At 59.4% G+C, this 25,865-nt stretch carries 26 protein-coding genes; 19 read left to right on the top strand and 7 right to left on the bottom strand.

Features of this window, described 5'->3' with window-relative positions; all coding sequences use genetic code 11:
- Positions 1–255: 255 nt before the first annotated feature.
- A complete protein-coding gene (locus IF204_RS12400) occupies positions 256–1,038 on the bottom strand; it encodes an IclR family transcriptional regulator (protein WP_194097400.1) in 783 nt (260 codons plus the stop codon).
- Positions 1,039–1,131: 93 nt separating this feature from the next.
- On the opposite strand from IF204_RS12400, the gene IF204_RS12395 reads away from it, so the two are divergent.
- From IF204_RS12395 to yddG, 16 genes are all read left to right on the top strand, one after another.
- Positions 1,132–3,252, top strand: a complete 2,121-nt coding sequence (locus IF204_RS12395; RefSeq protein ID WP_194097398.1) for a malate synthase G — start codon at positions 1,132–1,134, stop codon at positions 3,250–3,252.
- Between the two features lie 69 nt (positions 3,253–3,321).
- Entirely contained in the window at positions 3,322–4,518 is a 1,197-nt protein-coding gene (locus tag IF204_RS12390; protein ID WP_194097396.1) for an acyl-CoA dehydrogenase, read from the top strand.
- A 63-nt stretch (positions 4,519–4,581) separates the two neighbouring features.
- The gene (gene trpA, locus IF204_RS12385; RefSeq protein ID WP_194097394.1) at positions 4,582–5,412 is read left to right on the top strand and encodes a tryptophan synthase subunit alpha; all 831 of its coding nucleotides are present in this window, start codon (positions 4,582–4,584) and stop codon (positions 5,410–5,412) included.
- A 99-nt stretch (positions 5,413–5,511) separates the two neighbouring features.
- Positions 5,512–6,441, top strand: a complete 930-nt coding sequence (locus IF204_RS12380; RefSeq protein ID WP_194097392.1) for an ABC transporter ATP-binding protein — start codon at positions 5,512–5,514, stop codon at positions 6,439–6,441.
- Entirely contained in the window at positions 6,438–7,199 is a 762-nt protein-coding gene (locus IF204_RS12375; RefSeq protein ID WP_167638926.1) for an ABC transporter permease, read from the top strand. The genes IF204_RS12380 and IF204_RS12375 overlap by 4 nt, the downstream gene beginning before the upstream one ends.
- Positions 7,200–7,241: 42 nt before the next feature.
- Entirely contained in the window at positions 7,242–8,030 is a 789-nt protein-coding gene (locus IF204_RS12370; RefSeq protein WP_194097390.1) for a S49 family peptidase, read from the top strand.
- Between the two features lie 162 nt (positions 8,031–8,192).
- Positions 8,193–9,125 (top strand): calcium/sodium antiporter, encoded by a 933-nt coding sequence (locus IF204_RS12365; RefSeq protein WP_194097388.1) that lies wholly within the window; start codon positions 8,193–8,195, stop codon positions 9,123–9,125.
- A gap of 15 nt (positions 9,126–9,140) precedes the next feature.
- Positions 9,141–9,920, top strand: a complete 780-nt coding sequence (locus IF204_RS12360) for an SDR family oxidoreductase (protein WP_194097386.1) — start codon at positions 9,141–9,143, stop codon at positions 9,918–9,920.
- Positions 9,921–10,217: 297 nt separating this feature from the next.
- Positions 10,218–12,080 (top strand): excinuclease ABC subunit UvrC, encoded by a 1,863-nt coding sequence (gene uvrC / locus IF204_RS12355; RefSeq protein WP_194097384.1) that lies wholly within the window; start codon positions 10,218–10,220, stop codon positions 12,078–12,080.
- 55 nt (positions 12,081–12,135) lie between these two features.
- A complete protein-coding gene (gene pgsA, locus IF204_RS12350) occupies positions 12,136–12,723 on the top strand; it encodes a CDP-diacylglycerol--glycerol-3-phosphate 3-phosphatidyltransferase (RefSeq protein WP_194097382.1) in 588 nt (195 codons plus the stop codon).
- 4 nt (positions 12,724–12,727) lie between these two features.
- Entirely contained in the window at positions 12,728–12,976 is a 249-nt protein-coding gene (moaD, locus tag IF204_RS12345) for a molybdopterin converting factor subunit 1 (protein WP_194097380.1), read from the top strand.
- The gene (locus IF204_RS12340; protein WP_194097379.1) at positions 12,976–13,416 is read left to right on the top strand and encodes a molybdenum cofactor biosynthesis protein MoaE; all 441 of its coding nucleotides are present in this window, start codon (positions 12,976–12,978) and stop codon (positions 13,414–13,416) included. Before moaD ends, IF204_RS12340 begins: the two co-directional genes overlap by 1 nt.
- An 87-nt stretch (positions 13,417–13,503) precedes the next feature.
- On the top strand, positions 13,504–14,283 hold the full coding sequence (locus tag IF204_RS12335) for an EAL domain-containing protein (protein ID WP_194097377.1): 780 nt from the start codon (positions 13,504–13,506) through the stop codon (positions 14,281–14,283).
- A 139-nt stretch (positions 14,284–14,422) separates the two neighbouring features.
- Positions 14,423–15,598, top strand: coding sequence for an acetyl-CoA C-acetyltransferase (locus tag IF204_RS12330; RefSeq protein WP_194097375.1), 1,176 nt, complete (start codon positions 14,423–14,425; stop codon positions 15,596–15,598).
- A gap of 136 nt (positions 15,599–15,734) precedes the next feature.
- On the top strand, positions 15,735–16,460 hold the full coding sequence (phbB, locus tag IF204_RS12325; RefSeq protein WP_194097373.1) for an acetoacetyl-CoA reductase: 726 nt from the start codon (positions 15,735–15,737) through the stop codon (positions 16,458–16,460).
- A 59-nt stretch (positions 16,461–16,519) separates the two neighbouring features.
- Positions 16,520–17,380, top strand: coding sequence for an aromatic amino acid exporter YddG (gene yddG / locus IF204_RS12320; protein ID WP_194097370.1), 861 nt, complete (start codon positions 16,520–16,522; stop codon positions 17,378–17,380).
- Positions 17,381–17,382: 2 nt separating this feature from the next.
- Here the strand turns inward: yddG and IF204_RS12315 are convergent, their stop codons facing one another.
- The 3 genes from IF204_RS12315 to IF204_RS12305 form a co-directional block, all read right to left on the bottom strand.
- Positions 17,383–17,550, bottom strand: a complete 168-nt coding sequence (locus tag IF204_RS12315; protein WP_167638938.1) for a YdcH family protein — start codon at positions 17,548–17,550, stop codon at positions 17,383–17,385.
- Between the two features lie 118 nt (positions 17,551–17,668).
- Entirely contained in the window at positions 17,669–18,433 is a 765-nt protein-coding gene (locus tag IF204_RS12310; RefSeq protein ID WP_194097368.1) for a tRNA1(Val) (adenine(37)-N6)-methyltransferase, read from the bottom strand.
- Positions 18,430–18,645 (bottom strand): putative signal transducing protein, encoded by a 216-nt coding sequence (locus IF204_RS12305; RefSeq protein WP_167639013.1) that lies wholly within the window; start codon positions 18,643–18,645, stop codon positions 18,430–18,432. The genes IF204_RS12310 and IF204_RS12305 overlap by 4 nt, the downstream gene beginning before the upstream one ends.
- Before the next feature lie 55 nt (positions 18,646–18,700).
- Between IF204_RS12305 and IF204_RS12300 the strand changes: the two genes are divergently transcribed.
- Positions 18,701–19,699 (top strand): polyprenyl synthetase family protein, encoded by a 999-nt coding sequence (locus IF204_RS12300; protein ID WP_194097366.1) that lies wholly within the window; start codon positions 18,701–18,703, stop codon positions 19,697–19,699.
- On the opposite strand, the gene IF204_RS12295 is transcribed toward IF204_RS12300, so the two are convergent.
- The 3 genes from IF204_RS12295 to IF204_RS12285 form a co-directional block, all read right to left on the bottom strand.
- Positions 19,692–20,561 carry a 4-(cytidine 5'-diphospho)-2-C-methyl-D-erythritol kinase gene (locus IF204_RS12295; RefSeq protein ID WP_194097365.1) on the bottom strand — a complete coding sequence of 290 codons (870 nt, stop codon included), beginning with the start codon at positions 20,559–20,561 and terminating at the stop codon, positions 19,692–19,694. The two genes, IF204_RS12300 and IF204_RS12295, sit on opposite strands and share 8 nt — an antisense overlap.
- Entirely contained in the window at positions 20,539–22,269 is a 1,731-nt protein-coding gene (locus IF204_RS12290) for a tetratricopeptide repeat protein (protein ID WP_194097363.1), read from the bottom strand. The genes IF204_RS12295 and IF204_RS12290 overlap by 23 nt, the downstream gene beginning before the upstream one ends.
- Positions 22,270–22,383: 114 nt before the next feature.
- Entirely contained in the window at positions 22,384–24,033 is a 1,650-nt protein-coding gene (locus IF204_RS12285) for an electron transfer flavoprotein-ubiquinone oxidoreductase (RefSeq protein ID WP_194097361.1), read from the bottom strand.
- Positions 24,034–24,307: 274 nt separating this feature from the next.
- On the opposite strand from IF204_RS12285, the gene greA reads away from it, so the two are divergent.
- Positions 24,308–24,778 carry a transcription elongation factor GreA gene (greA, locus tag IF204_RS12280; protein WP_194097359.1) on the top strand — a complete coding sequence of 157 codons (471 nt, stop codon included), beginning with the start codon at positions 24,308–24,310 and terminating at the stop codon, positions 24,776–24,778.
- A gap of 23 nt (positions 24,779–24,801) precedes the next feature.
- Positions 24,802–25,791 (top strand): hypothetical protein, encoded by a 990-nt coding sequence (locus IF204_RS12275; RefSeq protein ID WP_194097357.1) that lies wholly within the window; start codon positions 24,802–24,804, stop codon positions 25,789–25,791.
- Positions 25,792–25,865: the final 74 nt, after the last annotated feature.

Here is a 25,865-nt window from a genome sequence, read left to right as displayed (position 1 = left end):
GTTGTCGCACGGTTTGACGAAGCGGATAACTTCGTGCGACGCGGCCGGATGGACCGTTTGGCTCTTCGATAATTACGTGAGAATTGGCCCGTTGTGCGGCGATTTTTGTCGCAATCCAGCGATGAAATTCGATATAATCTCAGCGTGGACTCGGCTCTGCGCGATCAGGGAGGGCGTGCTTTCACAAGCTCATCCAAAACATCCTCTCAACACATTAATTACTCATGGGTAATCAATATAGTTACTCAATGGTAACTAAGGTGTTTCGCCTGAAGATACGCCGCCAAGGCTCCGCGAGAGATCCGCAGCTGAGCTCGCAACGATTTTGCCGAATTGTTCCATCCGCTCGTCGCTCATCCTCGCCGCCAAGCCACTGATAGATATGGCACAAGCGGCTTCACCTTGAGGGGACCACACCACAGCTGCGACGCAACGAAGGCCGGTCACATGCTCCTCATCGTCGTAGGCGAACCCCTTGTTGCGCACCTGCTGGATGTCTTCCAAGGCTGCCTCGATGGTGCGCAAACTGCGGGCGGTCATGGGGCGGAATCCGACACGCTTTGCAAGCGCAACAATGTCTGAATCTTCCCATGTGGAAAGTATGGCTTTTCCCATGCCAGAGCAGAAAACTGGCACCCTCCCACCTGGTGCGGAGATCGCGCGGGTGATTTCGCGGCTTTCGACCTGACTCACGGTCACCAACTCGTCGTGGTCGAGGATACCGAGGTTGGCGGTTTCCTTTGTCTGATCTCTCAGCCGCCGCAGGAACGGCAGGGCGGGCGCGATGTAATTCTTCCGCATTCCAAACGCCGCGCCCACCGCAAAAGCCTCACGCCCGACATGCCAAAGGGACGTGGCACTGTTGAACTGGGCGAAGCCATGCAGTTCCAAGGTGGTGAGCAACCTGTGGGTCGTCGATACCGCCAGCCCCGACTGCCGTGACAAATCAGACACACGTAGCCCCTCGTCCGATTGTCCGAGCCGCTTCAAAAGATCGAGCGCGCGCCCGACTGCCTGCACTCCGGTTTTTTCCGCCATCGCATAACTTTTCCACATCGTGGAAAACTAAATTCGATTTGTGCCCCTTTGTCACCCGCTGCGCTACATCTGCGGCAAAGATGGAGGTTCGTCATGACCGAATATGTTGATCGCGCTGGCCTTTCTGTTGCCGCGCCGCTTGCAGAACTGATCGAAAACAAAGTGTTGGCTGGTGTGTCCGCCGACGACTTCTGGGGCGGCTATGCTGCGATGCTCCGCGATCTGATGCCGCAAAACGAAGCCCTTTTGGCACAGCGTGATGCGCTTCAGGCCAAGATTGACGAGTGGCACAAGGCCAATCCGTTCGACGCTGACGCCTACCAGGCGTTTCTGACCGACATCGGCTATCTGGTCGCGGAGCCGGATGCTGTCGAGATCGACGTTACCAACGTTGACCCCGAAATCGCGAAGCTCGCTGGTCCGCAGCTGGTCGTTCCGATCACCAACGCTCGTTTCGCGCTCAATGCCGCGAATGCGCGCTGGGGGTCGCTATATGATGCGCTTTACGGCACCGACGCCATTCCGGGCGCGGCATCCGGCAAGGGCTACGACGAAGAGCGCGGCGCCAAGGTCATCGCCTGGGCGCGCAAGCACCTCGACAAGGTTGTTCCGCTCGCTGGCGGTTCGTGGGCCGACGTCGAGGCGATGGAAGTGCGCGGCGAGATGCTCTCGATCACCACTGGCGGCGATGAAACCGGTCTTGCCGACCCGTTGCAGTTCGCCGGACACACCGAAGGCTCGGTGTTGCTGAAAGCCAACGGCCTGCTCATCGAGATCAAGCGGGATCGAATCTCACCTATCGGTAAGAATGATCCTGCGGGCATTTCGGACGTCCGTCTGGAGTCCGCGCTGACCGCGATCATGGACTGTGAGGACTCGGTCGCTTGCGTCGATGCCGAGGACAAGGTGCTGGCCTATTCCAACTGGCTCGGCCTGATGAAAGGTGACCTTGAGGCGACGTTCCAGAAGGGCGGGCAGACCATGACCCGCAAGATGGACGACGACCGCACCTTCACCGCGCCTGATGGCAGCACCTTCAATGTCCGGGGTCGCTCGCTCTTGCTCGTCCGTAACGTGGGCCACCTGATGACCACCGATGCGGTCATGCTGGACGGCAAGGAAACGCCCGAAGGCATCATGGACGCGCTGGTAACCGTTGCCGGCGCCATGCACGATCTGCAAAAATCCGAAGGCCCGAAGAATTCGCCGGCCGGTTCCGTCTACGTCGTGAAGCCGAAGATGCACGGCCCAGAGGAAGTCGCGTTTGCCAACGAACTTTATGGCCGCGTCGAAGATATCCTCGGTCTGCCGCGTTACACCGTCAAACTGGGCGTGATGGACGAAGAGCGCCGCACCTCGGCAAACCTCGCCGCGTGTCTGGAGCAGGTGAAGAACCGCTGCGTGTTCATCAACACCGGCTTCCTTGATCGCACCGGCGATGAAATCCACACGTCCATGGCCGCTGGTCCGGTTATTCCGCGTGGCGAGATGGCGGCTACCCCGTGGCTCAAGGCTTACGAGGCGGGCAACGTCGATACCGGCCTCGCAGCTGGCCTGTCCGGTCAGGCGCAGATCGGCAAGGGCATGTGGGCGAAACCCGACGCCATGGCCGAGATGCTGGAGGTGAAGATCGGCCATCCGAAGTCGGGCGCGAACACCGCTTGGGTGCCGTCGCCGACCGCCGCAACGCTCCACGCCACGCACTACCACGTGGTCGATGTGTTCAAAGTGCAGGATGAACTGCGCAGCCGCGAAAAGGCGAGCAAGGCCGAACTGCTGACACCGCCGATCATGTCGGGTCGCAACTTGTCGGACGATGAGGTCGTGCGCGAGCTGGACAATGCCTGTCAGTCGATCCTTGGCTACGTTGTGCGCTGGGTCGATCAGGGTATCGGTTGCTCCAAGGTGCCGGACATCAACGATGTGGGCCTGATGGAAGACCGCGCGACCTTGCGGATTTCGTCGCAGTACCTCGCCAACTGGCTCAAGCATGGCATCTGTACCGCCGAGCAGGTCGAGGATTCGCTGCGCCGTATGGCTCCGAAGGTGGATGCGCAGAACGAAGGCGATGCCGCTTACACGCCGATGGCGCCGTCGTTCGATGGCGAGGCCTTCAATGCTGCCCGTGATCTGATCTTCAAAGGCGAAGCGCAGCCGTCAGGCTATACCGAACCGCTGCTCCACGCCGCACGGCGCCGCGTCAAATCGGCCTAACCGTTCGGCACGATTGAAAGAGAAACACTCCTCCGATAAAAGTTTGATCAAATTGTCGGAGGAGTGATCATGGCAAGCGTTAAGGACAGCAATCGTTTCGAGTGGAGTGATCCGTTTCTTCTGGACCAGCAGCTCGGCGACGAAGAGCGGATGATCCGCGATACCGCGCATGCTTACTGTCAGGATAACCTCGCTCCGCGCGTCCGAGACGCGTACCGCAACGAGTCGACCGATCCTGCGATCTTCACCGAAATGGGTGAACTTGGCCTGCTCGGACTGACGATCCCCGAGGAATACGGCGGGGCAGGGGCCTCTTACACCGCCTATGGTCTTGTGGCTCGCGAGGTCGAGCGCGTCGATTCCGGCTATCGGTCAATGATGTCGGTGCAGTCGTCGCTCGTGATGTATCCGATCCACGCATACGGTTCGGAGGAGCAGCGCCAGAAGTATCTGCCGAAGCTCGCGACCGGCGAATATATCGGCTGCTTCGGCCTGACCGAGCCCGACGCCGGTTCCGACCCGGGCGGCATGAAGACCCGCGCGACCAAGACTGACGGCGGTTACGTGCTGAACGGCGCGAAGATGTGGATTTCCAACAGTCCCATCGCGGACGTCTTCGTGGTCTGGGCCAAGTCCGATGCCCATGATGGCAAGATCCGAGGCTTTGTGCTGGAAAAAGGCATGAAGGGTCTCTCCGCTCCCAAGATCGAAGGCAAGCTGTCGCTCCGCGCGTCGATCACCGGCGAGATCGTCATGGATAACGTCGAGGTTGGCGAGGACGCACTGCTGCCGAACGCCGAGGGACTCTCGGGTCCGTTCGGCTGTTTGAACCGTGCGCGCTACGGTATCGCTTGGGGCGTGATGGGCGCAGCAGAGGCGTGCTGGCACGCTGCGCGTCAGTACGGCCTCGATCGCAAGCAGTTCGGTCGCCCGCTGGCGAACACGCAGCTCTATCAAAAGAAGCTCGCGGATATGCAGACCGAAATCACCCTCGGCTTGCAGGCCGCGCTGCGCGTCGGTCAGCTGTTCGATGCAGGCCAGATGGCGCCCGAAATGATCAGCCTCATCAAGCGCAACAACTGCGGCAAGGCTCTCGATATTGCGCGGATGTCGCGCGACATGCACGGCGGCAACGGCATCTCGGATTCGTTCCCCGTCATGCGCCACATGGTGAACCTTGAAACGGTGAACACATATGAGGGCGCACACGACGTTCATGCCCTTATTTTGGGCCGTGCGCAGACAGGTTTGCAGGCGTTCTTCTGACCCCGTTCCCTTTGCGTCCCGAACCTGCTAATGCCGTTCGGGACCGAGGGAATGGAGACCGCTATGACGACCCGCATTGACGCCTGTTTTGAAAAGGCCCGCGCCGAAAATCGTCCTGTTCTGGTGACTTACACGATGGCAGGTGATCCGGATGCGGAAACCTCGCTGGCGGTTCTCAAGAACATCGTTGCATCGGGTGCCGACATCGTCGAATTCGGCCTTCCGTTCACCGATCCGGTCGCTGACGGTCCCGCCATTCAGGCTGCGGGCCTCCGCGCGATCGACGCCGGTCAGACCGCGAGAAAAACGCTCGAACTGGTCAAGGAATTCCGCAAGGAATGCCCCGACACTCCGGTCATCCTGATGGGCTATTACAACCCGATCTACAGCTACGGCCCCGTCAAGTTCGTGGCCGATGCCAAGGACGCAGGCGTCGACGGTTTCATCGTGGTCGACGTTCCGGCCGAAGAAGATGACGAACTGTGCCTTCCCGCAATGGAAGCCGGCCTTGCTTTCATCCGCCTCGTTCCGCCGACCGCCGATGACGAGCGCCTACCTGTCATCCTCAAGAACTCCTCGGGCTTCGTTTACCACGTGTCGATCAACGGCATCACCGGTTCGGCCACGCCGGACTACTCGGTCGTGTCGAACGCACTGGCCCGTATCCGCAAATACACCGACCTGCCCATCGTTGTCGGCTTCGGCGTAAAAACCGGCGAACACGCAGCCGCGCTGGGCGAACACGCTGACGGCGTTGTGGTCGGCACCGCGCTTGTGAACCAGATCGCTTCGACCTTTGCGGACGGCAACAAGGCCACTGACGCGACCGCGACTTCGGTCAATCATATGGTCGCCGATCTTGCTGCTGGTGTGCGCAAGGCGAAGAAGTCGTAAACTTCAGCTACCATTCTGCGCGAGAGCGCACAATTCTGCCAGTAGCCCGCGGTCATTCCGTGGGCTATTTTGCTGCGCCTAACTGAAAGGGCTGTATCAATGGCACCGATTGTTAAGGTCAACGACCTTCGCAAAAGCTACGACTCTGGGTTCGAAGCCCTCAAAGGCGTAACTCTCGATATTGAAGAAGGCGAGATTATCGCCCTGCTCGGGCCGAACGGCGCGGGTAAAACCACTCTTATTTCCACCATCTGCGGTATCACGCGTCCCACCTCGGGCACTGTCACCGTCAGTGGTCACGACATCATCAAAGATTACCGCCAGGCGCGTTCGCAGATCGGTCTGGTCCCGCAAGAACTCTCGCTCGAACAGTTCGAGACCGTCATGAACGCAGTCCGCTTCTCGCGTGGTCTGTTTGGTAAGCCGAACGACGACGCGCTGGTGGAAAAGCTGCTCCGCCAGCTTGGTCTGCATGACAAGAAAGACACGAAAATCATGGCGCTTTCGGGCGGTATGAAGCGCCGTGTCCTCATCGCCAAGGCGCTCGCCCACGAGCCGCGTGTGCTGTTCCTAGACGAGCCGACCGCCGGTGTGGACGTGGAACTGCGCAAGGATATGTGGCGCGTCGTGGATGAGCTGCGCAAAACAGGCGTGACGATCATCCTGACCACCCACTACATCGAAGAAGCCGAAGCGATGGCCGACCGTATCGCGGTGATCGAAAAGGGCCAGATCCGTCTGGTTCAGGAAAAGGCCGAACTGATGGCCCACCTCGGCAAGAAAGAGGCGATCATCCACCTGACGGCTCCGATCGCCGAGGTGCCTGCATCGCTCGCCCATTACAATGTCGAACTGGCGAATGACGGCAACGCGCTGCGCTACGTTTACGACGTGCGGGCAGAGCGGACGGGGATCACCTCGCTGCTGAACGATCTGCAAACTGCCGGACTGCAAATGTCCGATATCGAAACCCGTCAAAGCAGTCTCGAAGAGATCTTTGTCGGCCTCATCGAAGGAGACGCCGCATGAACTATCAGGCGATCCGTTCTATCTACTTCTTTGAAATGGCCAGGTTCTTCCGGACTTACCGTCAGAGCCTTTTAGCGCCCGTCATTTCGACCTCGCTCTACTTCGTGGTCTTCGGCGCAGCCATCGGCAGCCGTATCAACTCGGTCGAAGGCGTGCCCTACGGCGCGTTCATCGTGCCCGGCCTCATTATGCTCAGCGTGATGACGCAGTCGACCTCGAACGCCTCGTTCGGGATATATTTCCCCAAGTTTACAGGGTCGATATACGAGCTCTTATCGGCGCCAGTTAACTTCTTCGAGGCCACCGTGGGCTATGTCGGCGCAGCGGCGACCAAGGCGCTGATCATTGGTCTGATCATCCTCGGTACGTCATATTTCTTCGTCGATCTAACCATCGCGCACCCGTTTGCAATGGTGGCGTTCCTGCTGCTGACCTGTCTGTCGTTTGCGCTGCTCGGTTTCATCATCGGTATCTGGGCGGGCAACTTCGAGCAGCTCAACCTGATCCCGATGCTGATTATCACGCCGCTCGTGTTCCTCGGCGGGAGCTTCTACTCCACCTCGATGCTGCCGCCGGTCTGGCAGGCGATCACCATGCTCAATCCGGTCCACTACCTGATTTCGGGCTTCCGCTGGGCGTTCTTCGAACAAGCGGACGTGCCGGTCGGTATCTCGCTCGCGGCCATTGCGGTGTTCACAGGTCTTTGCCTCGCGGCAATTGCGTGGATTTTCCGGACGGGTTGGCGGATTAGGCAATAACGCCGCTTGTCCGCCCTCGCGGGTCCACCTATCTCAGATAACATGAGACGCTGGATACCGTTTATGAACAAAGATCCTGTAGTCGCCGTCGTGCGGCTACAGGGCACCATTGCCACCTCGGGCCGCAGCCTGAACGATGCTTCTCTGGCGTCGATCATCGAAAAGGCGTTCAGCGGCAAACCCGTTGCGGTGGCTCTGCAAATCAACTCGCCGGGCGGATCGCCCGTGCAGTCTTCGCTGATCGCTGCGCGCATCCGCCGGTTGGCCGAAGAAAAGAACATTCCCGTTTATGCGTTCGTCGAAGATGTGGCTGCCTCTGGCGGCTATTGGCTCGCGTGCGCTGCGGACGAGATTCTGATCGACCGTGGATCGATCGTTGGCTCTATCGGCGTGATCTCCAGCGGCTTTGGCCTGTCTGACTTCATCAGCCGTCACGGCGTCGAGCGCCGCGTGCACACGGCCGGACAGTCCAAATCCCAGCTTGATCCGTTCAAGCCCGAAAAGCCCGAGGACGTCGAACGCCTCGAAGGCTGGCTCACGGACCTCCACGCGTTTTTCATCGACTGGGTCAAATCGCGCCGTGGCAGCAAGCTTCCTGATGAAGACCTGTTCACCGGAGAGATCTGGATCGGCGACCGCGCTGTGGAAAAGGGCCTCGTCGATGGCATTGGCCATCTCGTGCCCGAGATGAAACAGCGCTTTGGCGACAAGGTGAAATTCCGTCGGTACTCGCAGAAGAAATCCATACTTCGCCGCTTCGGAGCTGAAATCGCCTTTGACGCTATCGGCGGCATCGAGGAGCGGGCCGCCTACGCCCGCTTTGGCCTCTGATGCTGCTGAAAGTCGTGGCCCTCTTCCTCGTCGGGATGATCGTCCTGTCGATGTTCGGAAAATGGAAATTTCCGGGCCAGCGAAAACTTGAATCCATGAAATGCCGCTCGTGCGGGCGCTACCGCATCGGCAAGGGACCCTGTCCCTGCAAACGAGGATAATATGATCTGGATAATGACGATCGCCGGCCTGATCCTTTTGGTTTTTGCCGGTGACGCCTTGGTCAAGGGTGCGGTCAATACATCGCTTCGCCTTGGTATCCCGCCGCTTATTGTTTCACTGACCATCGTTGGCTTCGGCACCTCGGCGCCGGAGCTTTTGGTGTCTTTGCAATCCATGTTCGCCGGTGTGCCCGAGCTTGCGCTTGGCAACGTCGTCGGCTCGAACGTGGCGAACGTCCTGCTGATCCTTGGTGTGCCTGCGCTAATCAGCGTGATGCACACCAGCGAAGTGCGGACGCGGAACAGCTATCTCCAGATGCTCGGCATGTCGGTGATTTTCATCGCGCTGTGCTGGGACGGTATGCTGAACCTTCTGGACGGTGTGATCCTCGCGGTGCTCATGCTTGTGTCGATCCTGCACTCGATCCGTGTCGCCCGCCGTTCGCGGCATAACCGCGACGACGAAGAGGTCGAAGGCGCTGATGACAAGATGTCGTGGGCCAAGATCGCGTTCTTCCTCGTCGCTGGTATCGTCGGTCTTCCCATCGGTGCGCAGTTGCTGATCAACGGCGCAATCGCGGTGGCAGAGCAGTTCGGCGTACCGGACGCAGTCATCGGCCTCACGCTGGTCGCGCTGGGCACATCCCTGCCTGAGCTTGCAACGACCGTCATGGCAGCTATCCGCAAGCAGGCAGACGTCGCCATCGGGAACGTCATCGGCTCTAACATGTTCAACATCGGCGCGATCCTCGGCATCACTGCGATGACGGGCAATATCCCTGTGGCCAGGGAGTTCTTGGACTTCGACCTGTGGGTCATGTTGGCGGCTTCGCTTGTTCTGATCCCGTTCGTGTTCATGCGCGTAGATATCGGAAGGGTCTGGGGCGCGGTGTTGACGGCGCTCTACGTGACCTACATCTGGGTTCTGCTTTAAAAAGAGGTTGGAACAATGACGCGAGCTCTCGTTACCGGTGCCGGTGCCCGTCTGGGGCAGGCAATGGCGATTTATCTGGCCAAGCGCGGCTACGATGTGGCTGTGCATTACGCCTCAAGTTCCGACGGTGCCGAGGAGACGGCTGACGCCATCCGAGCCGAGGGCCGCAATGCTGTCACGCTCCAAGCCGACCTGCTCGATGAGGACGCAACCGCGTCGCTGCTGCCCCGCGCGGCAGAGGCGCTGGGCGGTCCGATCACCTGCCTGATCAACAACGCGTCGATCTTCGAGTACGACAATATCTATACCGCGACCCGCGAACATTGGGACCGCCACATGGGCTCGAACCTGCGTGCGCCGTTCATCCTCATTCAGGCGATGGCGAAGCAAATCCCCGATCCCGAAATTGACGCGAACGGCGAACCCGTTGCCAAAGGCTTGGTGGTAAACATGGTCGACCAGCGCGTTGAGAAGCTCACGCCGGAGTTCTCGACCTACACGCTGGCCAAGATGGGTCTGTGGACTTTGACGCAAACAGCAGCACAAGGGCTCGCGCCGAAAATTCGCGTAAACGCGATCGGGCCGGGTCCGACGTTGAAGGGCGCGCGTCAGTCCGAAGACCACTTCCGCAACCAGCGCGGCAATACTGTTCTGGAGCGTGGATCGGACCCCGAGGATATCGTTGCAGCGCTCGGATTTCTGATCGATTGCAAGGCCTATACCGGCCAGCTGCTGTGCGTCGATGGGGGCCAGCACCTCGGGTGGAAAACGCCTGATATCCAAGGCGTCGAGTGACAATTCCAGACGGATATGTGACAACTTGTGCACCGTGTCGACATCTTGACACTCGCAAGAGTGCAAAGGCGTGGAAAACCAGACGTTTACATTGTTGTAATAAATTTTTTATTTAAAAACAGTGCCTTAGTTTGGTGCCCAATTATTGGGCAAATCGCTGAGGTATCAGTAAAACAAGGATTTTTTGCAGATGCCCATAGATAACACACAGGCTTATCCACAGATTCCGTGGATGTAATATCCCTTGAAGGGAAGTTGTGGACGTGGCAGCGCCAACGCAGAATCAAAGGTCCGGTTTTGAGTGAAGAGCAAACAGAACAACTGACAGGCTACGAGCGGATCGCGGCATACCTGAAACTGCTTGATTCATCGCCCGGCGTGTACCGGATGCTCGATGCGGAAAGCCGTGTTCTTTACGTCGGCAAGGCACGGAACCTGCGCAACCGCGTGTCCAATTATTCGCGTCCTGGTAACCATTCGGGACGCATCGCGCGGATGATTTCCGAGACGGCGTCGATGATGTTCCTCACCACGCGGACGGAAACCGAAGCGCTGCTGCTTGAACAGAACCTTATCAAACAGCTCAAGCCGCGCTACAACGTGCTGCTACGCGACGATAAGTCGTTTCCGAACGTGCTGGTGACCGACCACCCCTATCCGATGGTCAAAAAGCACCGCGGCGCGAAGAAGGAAAAAGGTGAATACTTCGGCCCCTTCGCCAGTGCAGGTGCGGTGAACCGGACGCTCAGCCAGCTTCAGCGGGTGTTCTTGCTGCGCAACTGTACCGACAGCGTGTTCGAGGCGCGCACGCGTCCTTGTCTGCAGTATCAGATCAAACGCTGCACTGCGCCGTGCGTCGGTTACATCAGCGAGGCGGACTACGCCAAGTCGGTGAAGGACGCCGCTAACTTCTTGTCGGGCAAGACCAAGGAAATTCAGGAGTCGCTGGCCGAGCAGATGATGGAAGCGTCCGAAGCGATGGAATTCGAACGCGCCGCTGCAATGCGTGACCGCATTAAAGCACTGACGCAGGTCCAGACCGCGCAAGGCATCAACCCGCGCACAGTGGCGGAAGCCGACGTTATCGGCCTGCACATTGAAAACGGTCAGGCGTGCGTGCAGGTGTTCTTTGTTCGCGCGAACCAGAACTGGGGCAACCACGATTTCTACCCGCGCATCAGCGGGGAAGAAGACGCGTCCGAGGTCATGGAAGCTTTCGTCGGCCAGTTCTATTCCGACCGCGAGCCGCCCCGTCAGATCATCCTGTCGCACGGCCTCGATAACCCCGACCTGATGGCAGAGGCGCTGTGCGAGAAGGCAAAGCGCAAGGTCGAGGTCGTCGTGCCGCAGCGCGGGGAGAAGGCGGAACTGGTGGAAGGCGCGCTGCGCAACGCCAAAGAATCGCTCGCCCGCCGCATGTCGGAAAGCGCAACACAGGCCAAACTGCTGCGCGGTATCGCGGAGGCATTCGACCTTGATGAGGCCCCGCAGCGGATCGAAGTTTACGATAACTCGCACATCCAAGGCACCAACGCCGTCGGCGCGATGATCGTCGCCGGTGCCGAAGGCCTGATGAAATCGCAGTATCGCAAGTTCAACATCAAGGGCGATGCGCTAACGCCAGGGGATGACTTCGGCATGATGAAAGAAGTGCTGACCCGCCGCTTTAGCCGTCTGCTTAAAGAAGATCCCGAGCGGACGTCCGGCACTTGGCCCGACCTGCTACTGATCGACGGTGGCGCGGGTCAGGTCTCTGCCGTTCAGGAAATCCTTGATGAGCTTGGCGTCGAGGGCGTCGATATGGTCGGCGTCGCGAAGGGTGAATTCCGCGACCACGGTAAGGAAGAGTTCTACCGTACCGGCGAAAAGCCGTTCGCCCTGCAGCGCAACGACCCCGTACTCTATTTCATCCAGCGTCTGAGGGACGAAGCCCACCGTTTTGCTATCGGCACGCACCGTGCCAAGCGGGCCAAGAGCTTTGTAGCCAATCCGCTGGACGAGATCGCGGGCATCGGGCCGACGCGCAAACGCGCTCTGCTCGCCCACTTCGGCAGTGCGAAGGCTGTGAGCCGTGCCAATCTTGCCGACCTGAAAGCGGTTGATGGCATCTCTGCCGCGATGGCAGAAACGATTTACGGGCATTTCCACGAAGGGCGCTAGATTACAGTGCAGCAACTTGTGGCGCTGCCACAGGCAAGGCGCTAAAGGTTTCATTATGACTTGGACATTACCGAATATTCTCACTGTATTGCGCCTGATCGCCGCCCCCGGCGTTGCGATCATGTTCCTGTATTTCGTCCGCCCGCTCGCGGACTGGTTCGCGCTCGTGCTGTTCGTAGTGGCGGCCGTGACCGACTTTTTCGACGGCTATCTGGCGCGCGCATGGAAGCAGGAAAGCAAGATCGGCGCGATGCTCGATCCGATTGCCGACAAGGCGATGGTTGTGATCGCGCTGATGGTCATCACCGGCTTTTCCGGCATGGACCCGTGGTTCCTTCTGCCCGCGACGGTCATCATGTTCCGCGAAGTTTTTGTCTCCGGCCTGCGGGAATATCTCGGCGATACTGCAGGTCTGTTGAAGGTGACCAAGTTGGCGAAGTGGAAGACCACCGCGCAAATGTTCGCGATCGCGATCCTCTTTTCGACCGGTGCATTGCGCTACCACGCGATCGAGGCTCCGGCATTCGAGACCTACGCCAGCGCGTCGTGGTGGATCGGCGTTGTGCTGCTGTGGATTGCCGCTGCGCTCACTTTTGTGACCGGAATGGACTATTTCCGCAAAGCCATGCCGTATCTAAAGTGACCCCATGATTGATGTCCTTTACTTCGCATGGGTCCGTGAACGCATCGGTCTGCCGAAAGAGCAAATCGAGACGAATGCGACGACCGTAGCCGAACTGGTCGATGAACTTCGCCAGCGCGAAGAGCGGTATGCGCTAGCGTTTTCTGACCTCCGCGCGCTGCGCGTCGCTGTCGACCAAGAGCTAACCGAATTTGACGCGCCACTCGCCGGCGCAAGGGAAGTCGCGTTCTTTCCGCCGATGACAGGTGGCTAATGACCGTTCGCGTGCAATCCGATGAATTCGACGCTGGCGCTGAACTGAACGCCTTCACCGCCGAGGTCGCAGGCGCTGGCGCGATTGTCAGCTTCACGGGTGTTGTTCGCGACGTGGATGGCGGTCTCACAGCGATGGAGATCGAGCACTATCCGGCGATGACCGAAAGCGCGATCGCCAAAATCGTCAAGGAAGCGCAAAGCCGTTGGAACCTCGCTGATGCGCTAGTCATTCACCGCTACGGTCGTCTCGAAACCGGAGCGCAGATCATGATGGTCGCCACGGCCTCGCGCCACCGCGTTGATGCATTTCAGGCTGCCGAGTTCCTGATGGATTACCTTAAATCCCGTGCGCCCTTCTGGAAGAAAGAGCTCACCAAAGACGGCGAGTCGTGGGTCGAGGCCCGCGACGAAGACGAAGACGCGCTGGGCCGCTGGTAAAGTACTTCGCATTTTAGGCACCCCGCCGATATTTACCGCCCGTTAGGCCGCGCCCGTCATCCTGCCCTCAATCCAGAGGACCCAGTGATGTCATTCCAAAGCCGCCAGCCGCAAAACCCGCTCGAATATGTCAAGGCAGAGTGGGAACGGGATATCCCGTCGATGGTTCGTTCTGCTTTGGCGGAAAACAGGGCGCAGCTTGCGTTCCAGCGGATCGTGCCAGCGCATAACACGGGCGTAACCGCGTTTTTCGAAGGGCTCATTCGGATCAAAGACGGGCACGGGCACATGATCCCCGCGCGTCACTTTATGACCGACATCGAAGAAACCGCACTGGGGAGGGACATCGACTGCGCATCCCTTCGCCTCGGGATCGAAATGCTCAGGCAGAATCCGACAACGCAAATCGCCATCAACATGTCGGCCCGTTCGCTCGCGGACGGCAAATGGCGTAACATCCTTGTTCATGGGCTTCAGGCTCACAAAGTCGGTCGCCGCCTGATTCTCGAAATCAGCGAGAGCTCCGCCATGTCGCTCCACGAAAACGTGGTCCGCTTCATTGAGGAATGTCGGCCATATGGGGTCTGCTTTTCCCTCGACGACTTCGGCGCTGGAGAGATCGCGTTCCGCAGGCTCAAGGATTTCCACTTCGACATGGTGAAGATCGATAAGTGCTTCATCCGTGACGTACATAATTCCGCCGACAATCAATCGTTTGTTAAAGCGCTGGTTTCGGTGGCGCACCAGTTCGATATGGTGGCAGTGGCCGAAGGGGTTGAGAGCAAAAGTGAAGCGCAGTTTCTACAATCTGTTGGCGTAGATTGCCTGCAAGGGTATCTGTTTGGTGTACCGCGGCTAAAGCTCTGACAGTCGACGTGCGGCGCAAAGCTGCGGTGCAGCGAAATTTTGTTGCTTACTCGACCGCCGAACTTTAACACTTCGGACGAGCGGAGGAGGAGCCGCCGGCTGGCGCTCCGCCCCAGACCGTTAAAAGAGAGGAATTCCTATGACCAACGTCGTTATCGCCTCGGCTGCCCGTACGCCTGTCGGCAGCTTTCTTGGTTCGTTTGCGAACACCCCCGCCCATGATCTGGGCAAGGCCGTTATCGAGGCCGTCGTCGCACGTGCCGGTATCGACAAGGCCGACGTCAGCGAAACGATCCTCGGTCAGGTTCTGACCGCAGGTCAGGGTCAGAACCCCGCCCGTCAGGCACACATTAACGCCGGTCTTCCGATTGAGAGCGCCGCTTGGGGTATCAACCAAGTGTGTGGTTCGGGCCTTCGCGCCGTTGCGCTTGGTGCACAGCACATCCAGCTTGGCGATGCAGAGATCGTCGTCGCCGGCGGTCAGGAAAACATGTCGATGTCGACTCACTGCCAGAACCTGCGTTCGGGTCAGAAGATGGGCGACATGAAGCTGATCGATACAATGATTAAGGACGGCCTCTGGGACGCGTTCAACGGCTACCACATGGGTCAGACCGCAGAGAACGTCGCCGCCAAGTGGGAAATCACCCGCGAGATGCAGGACGAATTCGCCGTCGCCTCGCAGAACAAAGCCGAAGCCGCGCAGAAGGCAGGCAAGTTTGTCGACGAAATCGCACCGTTCACCATTGTGACTCGTAAGGGCGAGATCGTCGTCGACGCTGACGAATATATCCGTCATGGCGCGAGCATCGAGTCGATGCAGAAGCTGCGTCCGGCCTTTACCAAGGACGGCACCGTCACAGCTGCAAACGCTTCGGGTCTGAACGACGGTGCTGCTGCGACCCTGCTGATGTCGGCCGACAACGCCGAAAAGCGCGGCATCGAGCCGCTCGCCCGAATCGTGTCCTACGCGACCGCTGGCCTCGACCCGACCATCATGGGCTGCGGTCCGATCCCGGCCTCGCGCAAGGCGCTCGAGAAAGCCGGTTGGACCGTCGATGACCTCGACCTCGTTGAAGCTAACGAAGCTTTTGCTGCTCAGGCTTGTGCCGTGAATAAGGAAATGGGCTGGAACCCTGACATCGTGAACGTCAACGGCGGTGCTATCGCCATTGGGCACCCGATCGGTGCGTCGGGCTGCCGTGTTCTCAATACGCTGCTTTTTGAACTGAAACGCCGCGGCGGTAAGCGTGGACTCGCTACTCTTTGCATTGGTGGCGGTATGGGCGTCGCTATGTGTGTTGAACGGCTGTAACAAATTCGTTCTACTAAATCGCGAAAGGGGCTCGGACTTCCGGGCCCCTTTTTTGATGCGGCATCGCGGCGCAATATTATTGCTAACTGATGTGGTATCGAGTAACAAGATTACGAATTGATGGAAGGAGATATCTATGTCGCGCGTTGCATTGGTCACTGGTGGTTCCCGCGGAATCGGCGCAGCAATTTCGAAAGCACTGAAAGAGGCAGGTTACACCGTTGCGGCGAATTACGCCGGTAACGACACCGCAGCAGCTGCATTCACCGAAGAAACCGGCATTCCGACCTACAAGTGGTCGGTCGCAGACTATGACGCTTGCGCTGAGGGTATCGCCAAGGTCGAAGCTGATCTGGGTCCGGTCGATGTGCTCGTGAACAACGCCGGTATTACCCGCGATGCAATGTTCCACAAGATGACCCGTGAGCAGTGGCAGGAAGTCATGGACACCAACCTGACCGGCCTGTTCAACATGACCCATCCGGTCTGGCCGGGAATGCGCAACCGCAAATTTGGCCGCGTGATCAACATCTCGTCGATCAACGGTCAGAAGGGCCAAGCTGGTCAGGCGAACTACTCGTCGGCCAAGGCCGGTGATCTCGGTTTCACCAAGTCGCTGGCACAGGAAGGTGCTCGCGCCGGTATCACCGTGAACGCGATCTGCCCGGGCTACATCGGCACCGAAATGGTTCGCGCGATCGACGAAAAGGTTCTGAACGAACGCATCATCCCGCAAATCCCCGTTGGCCGCCTCGGCGAGCCGGAAGAAATTGCGCGCTGCGTTGTGTTCCTTGCTGATGACAACGCTGGCTTCATCACCGGTTCGACGATCTCGGCCAACGGCGCCCAGTTCTTCGTCTGATCGCTTGAGTATTCGCCGCAATTAGGCACATTGGGCCGGTCAACTGACCGGCCCTTTTCATGTCCAAACGCACCTACACGTCCATCGGTTTCATCGCGGTCCTGCTGTGGGCGCTGCTGGCGTTGTTCACGGTCGGCTCATCGCCCGTCCCGCCAATCCAGCTCAACGCGATGACGTTTGCCGTTGGCGGCCTGATCGGTGTGGTGTGGCTACTCGCAACGGGATCGGTCGGGCAACTCAGATCCGTGCCGTTCCACGTCTACGCTATCGGAACGGTCGGTCTGGCGGGGTACCATTTCCTATATTTCTCGGCCCTACGCATGGCACCTGCGGCGGAGGCGGGGCTGATCGCGTACCTCTGGCCGCTCCTGATCGTCTTGTTTTCGGGCATGTTGCCGGGAGAAAAACTGCGCCCGATGCACATTCTGGGCGCGATCATGGGGTTCGCAGGGGCGGCGACGATCATCGCGAGCGGCGCGACGTCCTTTGATAGCGCGGCACTTCCCGGATACGGGCTCGCTTTCATCGCGGGGTTGTTCTGGTCAGGCTATTCGGTGATTTCCCGCAGCTTCGGCAAAATCCCCACGGCATCCGTCGTCGTATTCTGCCTCGCGACATCCATCCTGTCGGTGCCGCTGCACCTCTTGCTGGAGCAGACTGTCTGGCCTGCCGACACGATCACTTGGGCGTCCATCGCGTTGCTGGGGATAGGCCCTGTGGGAATCGCTTTCTTCGTCTGGGATGTGGGCGTCAAAAAAGGCGACATCCAACTGCTTGGTGTCGCCTCCTACGCTGCGCCGGTCCTTTCGACGGCTGTACTGATTCTGGCTGGGATAGCGGCCCCCTCGTGGACCCTTCTGGTTGCTGCGATTCTCATCACGTCGGGGGCCGCGCTGGCGGCAAGAGCCAGCGCTACTTGAAGTCAGTGGGCGCCGAGGCGCGAAATTTCCTGTTTCAGGACAAGTTTTTGCTTTTTCATTCGACTTATTTCGAGAGCATCAACAGCCGGATTGCGTTGTGCATCCTCGACAGCTTGCGAGAGAGTCTGGTGCTTTTTCCGCAGTTCGGCGATGTGCGAAGTCAGGCTCATAGTCTTCTCCTCTGAATGAATATGACAGAGGTAGTGCAGCACAGTTTTACAAATCTGTCACGGAAAACCGTACATCTCGCAACATTCGGCAATTTTTGACCGATGCGGAGAAACTATCTTAAATTGTAACGGGAAGTGTGCCGGAAAACCGTAGGATTTCCGTTGCCATATTATTATAGTCGTCACGATCACTGCTGTGTTCAAGGCCGTCGTGCATAATGAATGGCGGGGAAAGGCGGAATGCTGCACGGCCGTTCTTGCGTGCTTGGAGAATGAACAGTGACGGTTCACGATTGAGGCGTGCGGCGATCGGACGGACCACAAGAGAGCCAAGGCATTGATGCGCAGCGGCGAGCGACTCGGGGAGGCGGTCAATCCGCTGGATCATGGTCAGGTATCCTTTGGGCGCGAGCCGTTTGGCGCCGATCGTAATCCAATCGGCGAGCGGCGTATCACCGCCACGACCTGTGTCCCGTCCATCGTCCAGCGCTTTCGACGAGGCGCTGCGATCATAGTAGGGCGGGTTCATAATGACATGGTCGAACTGCCGATTGCGGATATCGGCGGGCAGGGCGCGGAGGTCAGCGTTGACGACCTCGAACGCAGTGTCATTGTTGGCCGCGTTCCTTTGGGCCAACTCTGCATATTCTGCCTGCAACTCAACGCCAGCGAGCGACAGTCCTGCAACCCGCGCGCCGAGGCACAGCGAGGCGGGGCCTGATCCGCATCCGAACTCTAGCACGCGCTGGCCAGAAATTGCCGGAACGGCAGCAGCCAGAAGCACCGGATCAACGCCTGCACGATACCCGTGTTTCGGCTGGTACAAACGTACGCGGCCGCCGAGGAAATCGTCACAAGTCAGCTGATCGTCGGGGAAACTCACAAACCCGGTTCCACCTCATTGTCGCGAAGAATGGCAGTTGCGATGAAATGATCGGCATCTGCCACCATCAGGCGGCGCGGCAATATGCCAACGCCTCCATCGAGGACGCTCATATTTACGTCGAACTCGAAGCAAGTTATATCCTCGCCGGCGAGGAGCATTTTTGCATAAGCGATGACCGTCGGGTCGGTGGTGCGAAGAAGCTCTTTCATATCCAACAGGTAAGGCCGTTCCGCGTCTTTGCCAATAGACTCAACGGAGCCCGGCATGAGCCTTGATGTGACCGCGACCAAACCGCACGAGCGTCTCGCTAAGGCACTGTCCGCAGAGATGGACGCGGTCAATGTGATGATCCGCGACCGCATGTCCTCGGAACACGCGCCGCGCATCCCCGAAGTGACCGCTCACCTCATCGAAGCGGGTGGCAAGCGCCTGCGTCCGATGTTGACGCTCGCCGCTGCGAAGCTCTGCGGTTACGAGGGTCCGTACCATATCCATCTCGCGACGACGGTGGAGTTCATCCACACCGCCACGCTGCTGCACGATGACGTCGTTGACGAGAGCGAACAGCGTCGTGGCCGTCCGACTGCCAATCTGCTTTGGGACAACCAGTCGTCGGTTCTGGTGGGGGACTACCTGTTCTCTCGCTCGTTCCAGATCATGGTCGAAACCGGTTCGATCCGCGTGCTCGGTATTCTGGCTGATGCGTCCGCGACAATTGCAGAGGGCGAAGTCCTCCAGCTGACGGCTGCGCGTGACCTCAGCACCTCGGAAGACACCTACCTGAAGGTCATTCGCGGCAAGACCGCCGCGCTGTTCTCTGCCGCGACGCAAGTGGGCGGCGTGATTGCGGGCGTCGAGGAGAAGGTCGAGAATGCGCTATACGCCTATGGCGACGCGCTTGGTATCGCGTTCCAGATGGTCGATGATCTGCTCGACTACGGCGGCACCGAAGCCATTGGCAAGAACATCGGTGACGACTTCCGCGAACGCAAACTCTCGCTGCCGCTAATCAAAGCCGTCGCTAAGTCAGACGTTGAAGAAATGGCGTTCTGGACCCGTACGATTGCCAAGGGCAAGCAGCGGGACGAAGACCTGCAAATCGCGCTCGACATCATGCGCAAGCACGGCGCGCTTGATGCGGTGCGTGACGAAGCGCTGGCATGGGTGGAGAAGGCCAAAAGCCATCTGTCCGACCTGCCGGAGCACGAGATCCGCGATATGCTCTCGGACCTCGCAGACTACGTGGTCGCGCGTATCAGCTAAGCAGCGGGGTGGGGACGACCCACCAGCTTTGCTCCCTGATCTGAATGGCGCGCGCGACCTGACGCGCGACGCCCATATCCTTGACCAGTGCAACGCAAGTTGCGCCCGATCCCGACATGCCTGCCCACTGCACGGTGAGCTGCTGGTTCAGCATCTTCAGCGCGTGCGTAATCTCAGGTGCGACCTTTTCGGCCGGCGCTTGCAGGTCATTGCGCTGACCTTTCAGCCACTCGAGGAACTCGGGCAGCAGATACGTATCCGGCATATCGGCCATCGGCGCGTTGCTCCGCTGCTCCAGTCCGGCAAAGGCTTGAGGGGTCGGGACTTCGACGCCCGGATTGACCAGAACCATCGCAGCACGGGGCAGTTTCGGGCCGTCCTGCAGGTCGTCGCCGATACCGCGCATACGGATCGGCTGCGGCGCGCGGGCGCAAACCGGAACGTCGGCACCAAGGGCAATGACTGCGGGATGATCCGGCGCCAGCGGCTCCACGTCCCAAAGCTCCGCCAGCAGTTTCAGCGTAGCCGCAGCGTCGGACGAGCCGCCACCTATGCCCGCCGCGTGGGGTAGGTTCTTTTCGAGATGCAGATGCGCTCCCATCTTGACGCCGCGAACCTCGCGGAGCGTCTCGGCAGCCTTCATCATCAGGTTGCTGCTATCGGTCGGAACGCCAACAGCAAACGGGCCGGATACCGTCAGGCGCATGTCCACGGCGCGGGTTGCGGTGATGTTGTCACCGACCTCGGCAAAGACCACGAGCGAATCGAGTTCATGATAGCCGTCATCGCGCTGCCCCGTCACATGGAGGGTCAGGTTGATCTTCGCGGGGGCGGTTGTTTTAATTGTTGTCACTATTGCCATGAAGCGGCGCTGCACCTTCCTGCTCGAGCACGGCATCAAGGCCAAGCTCCAACTTCAGGCGGATACGCTCTGCTTCCTCTTCTTCAGGGCTGAAAGATAGGGCGCGCTGCCATTGGAAACGGGCTTCGACCTTGCGGCCAATAGCCCAGAGCGCATCGCCAAGGTGATCGGTCACGACCGGATCGGTCGCTTCGAGTTCGGTTGCACGTTCGAGATACTGCGCAGCATCCTCGTATTTGCCGAGGCGGAACAGCGCCCAGCCAAGACTGTCAATGATTGCACCGTTAGAAGGCTGCATCGCTGCCGCGCGTTCGATCAGATCGAGCGCTTCGTCCAGCTTCATGCCCTTCTCGACCAGCGAATAGCCGAGGTAATTCAGCAGCGACGGCTGGTTCGGATCTTGGGCCAGCGCGGTGCGGAAATCGGCTTCGGCCTCGTCCCACTTGTCTTGCCGTTCCAGCACGATGCCGCGGGCGAAATAGACGAACCACAGGTTCAGAGGCGTCTCACCATAGAGGTCGAGCGCTTTGGTGTAGGCAGCTTCCGCTTCGGCGTACTTACTGCCTGCACGCAAGTAGTCGCCAAGGATCGTCGCTGGGTAGGGCTCTTCGGGGAAGTGGCGCGACAGAGCCTGAAGCACCTCGATTGCCGTCTCAAGACGGCCTGCAGCACGGAGCGACTCCGCGCGGCCCAGTTCGGCAGTCATGAAGTCGGCGCTTTGCGCGGGCACTTCGCTGTAGACCTGCGTCGCAATCGCGTGCTGTCCCATCGATTCAAACAGACGCGCGGTGAGCAGGATGGCTTCTGTATTGCCAGGCGCCAGCTCTTGCGCCGCACGCGAATAGATCAGCGTCAGGGTCGGGCTGCCTTGATCTTCGATCAAGTAGCCGATCGTCAGGAACACTTCGGACATCGCATCTTCGGGCGAGGTCACGCGGTCGAACGTCAGGGTCTCGCCTGCATTGAGGCGGCCGAGGAGCGATTGAACCTCGGCGTCGATCTGTGCGGGGTCCCAGCTGCGCAGCATGGCCACCGCTTCGTGGTCGCGTCCAAGCTGGCTCAGGATCTGGGCCCGCGCCAGAACCGCGCTGCCGTTGCGCATGATATCGGCATTCGCTTCGTCCGACAGGACGGCATCGGCACCTTCAAAGTCGCCGACCATCGCGAGGGCCATGGCCTTCTGATAGTTGCCAAAGCTCCCAAGGCTGCCGTCGTCCGACATTTCGTCGAAAACGGCGATGGCATCGGTCATCTGACCGCGATCAACGGCGGCCCATGCCTCTAGCGCGCCGTCGAGCAGCGGGCTGAGTGTCATGCCGTCGTCGAGCGCCGCGGTAATCTTTTCCCACTCACCGTTCTTGATGGCGTTGACCACAAATACGACGGTCGAAATCTGGCTCGGATCGTTTTCGCCGATCATCTTGTCGGCAAGCGGTGCTGCTGCATCCCATTGGCCCGCGCCGACGAGGCTCGCAAGTGCGTTTTCCATCAGGGCGATGTTATCGGGGTCGGTTTCCAACGTGCGCTGGTAGAACTCCGCCGCGCTGACGAAGTCACCATTCAGGCCGGCTTCGCGTGCTGCGAGGTAAGCGCCCGCGTTTACTTCCAATCCAGCGAGAGGCTCGCCCGATTGCGCGGACACAAGACCCGGAGTGAGAAGGGCAAGGGCGCTGACCAGAGCTGAGGTGCGGAGATACTGGAAGTTCAATGCATTGATCCGAATGTGGGCTTTGCCCGCACCCTAGTAAAAGGACCCGCCGCCTGCAATCAGACGACGGGTCCTCTACGCGGTTTCCCGCAATCGTGAAGGCGGAGACCCGCCTTACATGTTCGGATAGTTCGGGCCGTCGCCACCCTGCGGGACGGTCCAGTTGATGTTCTGGCTCGGGTCCTTGATGTCGCAGGTCTTGCAGTGGACGCAGTTCTGGAAGTTGATCTGGAACTTCGGTCCGTTCTCGCCTTCGAGCACTTCGTACACGCCCGCCGGACAGTAACGCTGCGCCGGTTCGTTGAACTTCGGCAGGTTCACGTCGATCGGAACCGACGGGTCCTTGAGCTTGAGGTGACAGGGCTGCGATTCTTCGTGGTTGGTGAAGCTGTAAGACACGTTGGTCAGACGGTCGAACGACAGCTTACCATCGGGCTTGGGGTAGTCGATTGGCTGGTGCTTGCTGGCCTCTTCGGTGCTCGCCGCGTCGGTTTTACCGTGGCTCAGGGTGCCGAAGAACGATTTGCCGAACAGATTGTTGGTCCACATATCCAGACCGCCAAGGCCCAGACCGCCGAGGAGGCCGTACTTCGACCACATCGGCTTGACGTTGCGCACAGGCTTGAGGTCCTGACCGATAACGCCTTCGCGGATGCGGGTGTCGTAGTCCTGAAGCACATCGCCCGAACGGCCCGACTGGATCGCAGCGAACGCGCTTTCGGCCGCTTCGATGCCCGAGTGCATGGCGTTGTGGTTGCCCTTGATGCGCGGCACGTTCACGAGGCCGGCGGAGCAGCCGAGCAGCGCACCGCCAGGGAATGCGGTCTGCGGGATCGACTGGAAACCGCCTTCGGAAATAGCACGCGCACCGTAAGCGACGCGCTTACCGCCCTTGAGCAGGTCGGCAATCATCGGGTGATGCTTGAAGCGCTGGAATTCCATGTACGGATACAGGTGCGGGTTCTTGTAGTTCAGGTGAACCACGAAGCCGACGAAGACCTGATTGTTGTCGAGGTGGTAGATGAACGCGCCACCACCGGCCTGCTTGCCCAGCGGCCAACCCATTGTGTGGGTGACGGTGCCTTCTTTGTGCTTCTCGGGATCGATTTCCCAGATTTCTTTCATGCCGAGGCCAAACTTCTGCGGGCAGTGGCCCTTCGACAGTTCGTACTTCGCCATGACTTCTTTCGACAGCGAACCTCGGACGCCTTCCGACAGGAACACGTATTTGCCGTGCAGCTCCATGCCCGGCTCGGTGTCGGGACCGTAAGAGCCATCGGCTTCGAGGCCGAAGACGCCTGCGACGACACCTTTGACTTCGCCGTTTTCACCGTAAACCAGTTCGGACACCGACATGCCCGGGAAGATTTCGACGCCGAGTTCTTCGGCCTGTTCGGCCATCCAGCGGCAGACGTTCGCCATCGAGACGATGTACTTGCCGTGGTTGTTCATCAGCGGGGGCATGACGAAGTTCGGAATGCGGATGCCGCCACCTTCGCCGAGCATATAGAAATTATCTTCCTTCACCTCGGTGGTGATGGGCGCGCCCATCGACTTCCATTCCGGAAGCAGGCGATCAAGGCCGCTGGTGTCCAGCACAGCACCCGACAAGATGTGCGCGCCAACTTCCGAGCCTTTTTCAAGCACAACGACGTTCAGGTCGGCGTCGAGTTGCTTCAGACGGATCGCCGCCGAAAGCCCCGCAGGGCCGGCACCGACGATAACAACGTCGTATTCCATTGTTTCGCGTTCGATGTCGGTCATGTCCGTTCCCTTTATTCGCGTCTGGCCGTTTGTTTGTAACAATCTTGCGTTCGGAGTTATTACATGACGAACGTTCAAGCAATCACGACACGGCGTAATATCGCTGCAATGCGACATAGGAACAGTTCACTTGAACGCGACGTACGGTTTTCCGCCAAAACTTTAGTCGCCCCGTTTAACCGATCCAAACCACTGTACATTTGGGGGCTATTGACTTTTTATTCCCCGAATACGTTATGACGCGGACTACACAAGAAAAACGACGGAGGTCCCAATGGAAAAGATCCCGCTGACTCGGGCCGGTTTCGACAAGATCGATGCAGAGCTGAAAAACCTGAAATCCGTCGAGCGCCCTGCGATCATTCAGGCGATTGCCGAAGCTCGCGCGCTCGGTGACCTTTCGGAAAACGCCGAATATCACTCGGCCAAGGAAAAGCAGTCGTTCATCGAGGGCCGCATCAAGGAACTCGAAGGCGTGCTTTCGCTGGCAGAGGTCATCGACCCCAAGAAGCTGAACGGCACCATCAAATTCGGCGCGACCGTCGAACTGGTCGACGAAGACACCGATGAAGAGAAGACCTACCAGATCGTTGGCGAATACGAAGCCGACATCGAAAACGGTCGTCTGAACATCAAATCGCCGCTCGCCCGCGCCCTCATCGGCAAGGACGAAGGCGATAGCGTCGAAGTCCGTACTCCGGGCGGTGATCGCAGCTACGAGATTCTCAAAGTCTCCTTCATCTAAGGTCCGCCTGCGCGGAGGGTGCGATGCTATCCGATAAAGATCACTCGCTCCCTGTCGCGGGCGAGTCCCCCAACACTTCCGGCGCCGAACGCTTTGCCATAGCGATCGGCGCTTTATGGTTTATCGGTGCGGGTGCCTTTCTGGTGTTCGGTCCTGATGGCGGCGAAGGGTTTGATCGCGCAGAGTTTTTGCTGACCGCGGTCACGCTGCTCACCCCGCTTGCCGCGCTCTTTGTCGGCCTCGCCTCCGCGCGTTCGGCCCGCATCTATCGATCCGAAGCCGCTGCTCTGCGCCAATCGGTTGATGGCCTGCGCAAGGAACTTGTCACGGACCGCGACGCCCGCACGAAGATCAAACAGCCCGATATCGACAAGAAACTCGATGCGCTGATGAAGGCGACGCAGAAGACGGAAGAGACGGTTCGCGCGACCTTCACCTCGGCCCGTGCGTCGGGCGCTCCGATCCTGCCGCTGGCCAAAGGCGCGCTCGAAGAAGCGCAGCCGCTGCTCGCGCTGGGTACGCCTATCGACGACCTGCACCCGCCAATTTCGAACAAAGACCTCATTCGCGCGCTGAACTTCCCCGAGAGCGACGCCGACAAAGAAGGCATCGCCGCGATGCGAGCCGCGCTGAAGGACCGTCAGGCCCGTCAGGTTGTCCACGCGAGCCAGGATATCCTCACGCTTCTGTCGCACGACGGCATATACATGGATGACATGCGCCCCGACCGCGCACGGCCCGAACTGTGGCGCCGTTTTGCCAAGGGCGAGCGCGGAAAGACCATCGCCGCGCTGGGCGGTATTCGTGATCGCTCGTCGCTTGCGCTGACATCGGCCCGTATGCGTAACGATGCGATCTTCCGAGATACGGCGCATCACTTCCTGCGCCGCTTCGACCAGCTGCTCCAAAGCTTCGAAGAAACCGCGACCGATCAGGAAATCGCGTCACTCACCGAAACCCGCACAGCGAGGGCGTTCATGCTGCTCGGTCGCGTCTCGGGTTCGTTCGACTGATTTGTGCGCTGACGCGGGGTTGCCAATGGCCGCGCACCGCGCAAATGTCTGCCGGAATTTCGAACCAGCAGGCA

This window comes from Marivivens aquimaris, from assembly GCF_015220045.1.
Lineage (GTDB): Bacteria > Pseudomonadota > Alphaproteobacteria > Rhodobacterales > Rhodobacteraceae > Marivivens > Marivivens aquimaris.
The sequence above is the reverse complement of the archived record's forward strand: the minus strand, read 5'-3'. Positions and strand labels throughout refer to the sequence as shown.

Excerpts from the sequence above, each read along its gene's own strand:
- IF204_RS12400 (WP_194097400.1), bottom strand. The coding sequence starts at position 1,038 with ATGGCGGAAAAAACCGGAGTGCAGGCAGTCGGGCGCGCGCTCGATCTT.
- IF204_RS12395 (WP_194097398.1), top strand. The coding sequence starts at position 1,132 with ATGACCGAATATGTTGATCGCGCTGGCCTTTCTGTTGCCGCGCCGCTT.
- IF204_RS12390 (WP_194097396.1), top strand. The coding sequence starts at position 3,322 with ATGGCAAGCGTTAAGGACAGCAATCGTTTCGAGTGGAGTGATCCGTTT.
- trpA (WP_194097394.1), top strand. The coding sequence starts at position 4,582 with ATGACGACCCGCATTGACGCCTGTTTTGAAAAGGCCCGCGCCGAAAAT.
- IF204_RS12380 (WP_194097392.1), top strand. The coding sequence starts at position 5,512 with ATGGCACCGATTGTTAAGGTCAACGACCTTCGCAAAAGCTACGACTCT.
- IF204_RS12375 (WP_167638926.1), top strand. The coding sequence starts at position 6,438 with ATGAACTATCAGGCGATCCGTTCTATCTACTTCTTTGAAATGGCCAGG.
- IF204_RS12370 (WP_194097390.1), top strand. The coding sequence starts at position 7,242 with ATGAGACGCTGGATACCGTTTATGAACAAAGATCCTGTAGTCGCCGTC.
- IF204_RS12365 (WP_194097388.1), top strand. The coding sequence starts at position 8,193 with ATGATCTGGATAATGACGATCGCCGGCCTGATCCTTTTGGTTTTTGCC.
- IF204_RS12360 (WP_194097386.1), top strand. The coding sequence starts at position 9,141 with ATGACGCGAGCTCTCGTTACCGGTGCCGGTGCCCGTCTGGGGCAGGCA.
- pgsA (WP_194097382.1), top strand. The coding sequence starts at position 12,136 with ATGACTTGGACATTACCGAATATTCTCACTGTATTGCGCCTGATCGCC.
- moaD (WP_194097380.1), top strand. The coding sequence starts at position 12,728 with ATGATTGATGTCCTTTACTTCGCATGGGTCCGTGAACGCATCGGTCTG.
- IF204_RS12340 (WP_194097379.1), top strand. The coding sequence starts at position 12,976 with ATGACCGTTCGCGTGCAATCCGATGAATTCGACGCTGGCGCTGAACTG.
- IF204_RS12335 (WP_194097377.1), top strand. The coding sequence starts at position 13,504 with ATGTCATTCCAAAGCCGCCAGCCGCAAAACCCGCTCGAATATGTCAAG.
- IF204_RS12330 (WP_194097375.1), top strand. The coding sequence starts at position 14,423 with ATGACCAACGTCGTTATCGCCTCGGCTGCCCGTACGCCTGTCGGCAGC.
- phbB (WP_194097373.1), top strand. The coding sequence starts at position 15,735 with ATGTCGCGCGTTGCATTGGTCACTGGTGGTTCCCGCGGAATCGGCGCA.
- yddG (WP_194097370.1), top strand. The coding sequence starts at position 16,520 with ATGTCCAAACGCACCTACACGTCCATCGGTTTCATCGCGGTCCTGCTG.
- IF204_RS12315 (WP_167638938.1), bottom strand. The coding sequence starts at position 17,550 with ATGAGCCTGACTTCGCACATCGCCGAACTGCGGAAAAAGCACCAGACT.
- IF204_RS12305 (WP_167639013.1), bottom strand. The coding sequence starts at position 18,645 with ATGAAAGAGCTTCTTCGCACCACCGACCCGACGGTCATCGCTTATGCA.
- IF204_RS12300 (WP_194097366.1), top strand. The coding sequence starts at position 18,701 with ATGAGCCTTGATGTGACCGCGACCAAACCGCACGAGCGTCTCGCTAAG.
- IF204_RS12295 (WP_194097365.1), bottom strand. The coding sequence starts at position 20,561 with ATGGCAATAGTGACAACAATTAAAACAACCGCCCCCGCGAAGATCAAC.
- IF204_RS12285 (WP_194097361.1), bottom strand. The coding sequence starts at position 24,033 with ATGACCGACATCGAACGCGAAACAATGGAATACGACGTTGTTATCGTC.
- greA (WP_194097359.1), top strand. The coding sequence starts at position 24,308 with ATGGAAAAGATCCCGCTGACTCGGGCCGGTTTCGACAAGATCGATGCA.
- IF204_RS12275 (WP_194097357.1), top strand. The coding sequence starts at position 24,802 with ATGCTATCCGATAAAGATCACTCGCTCCCTGTCGCGGGCGAGTCCCCC.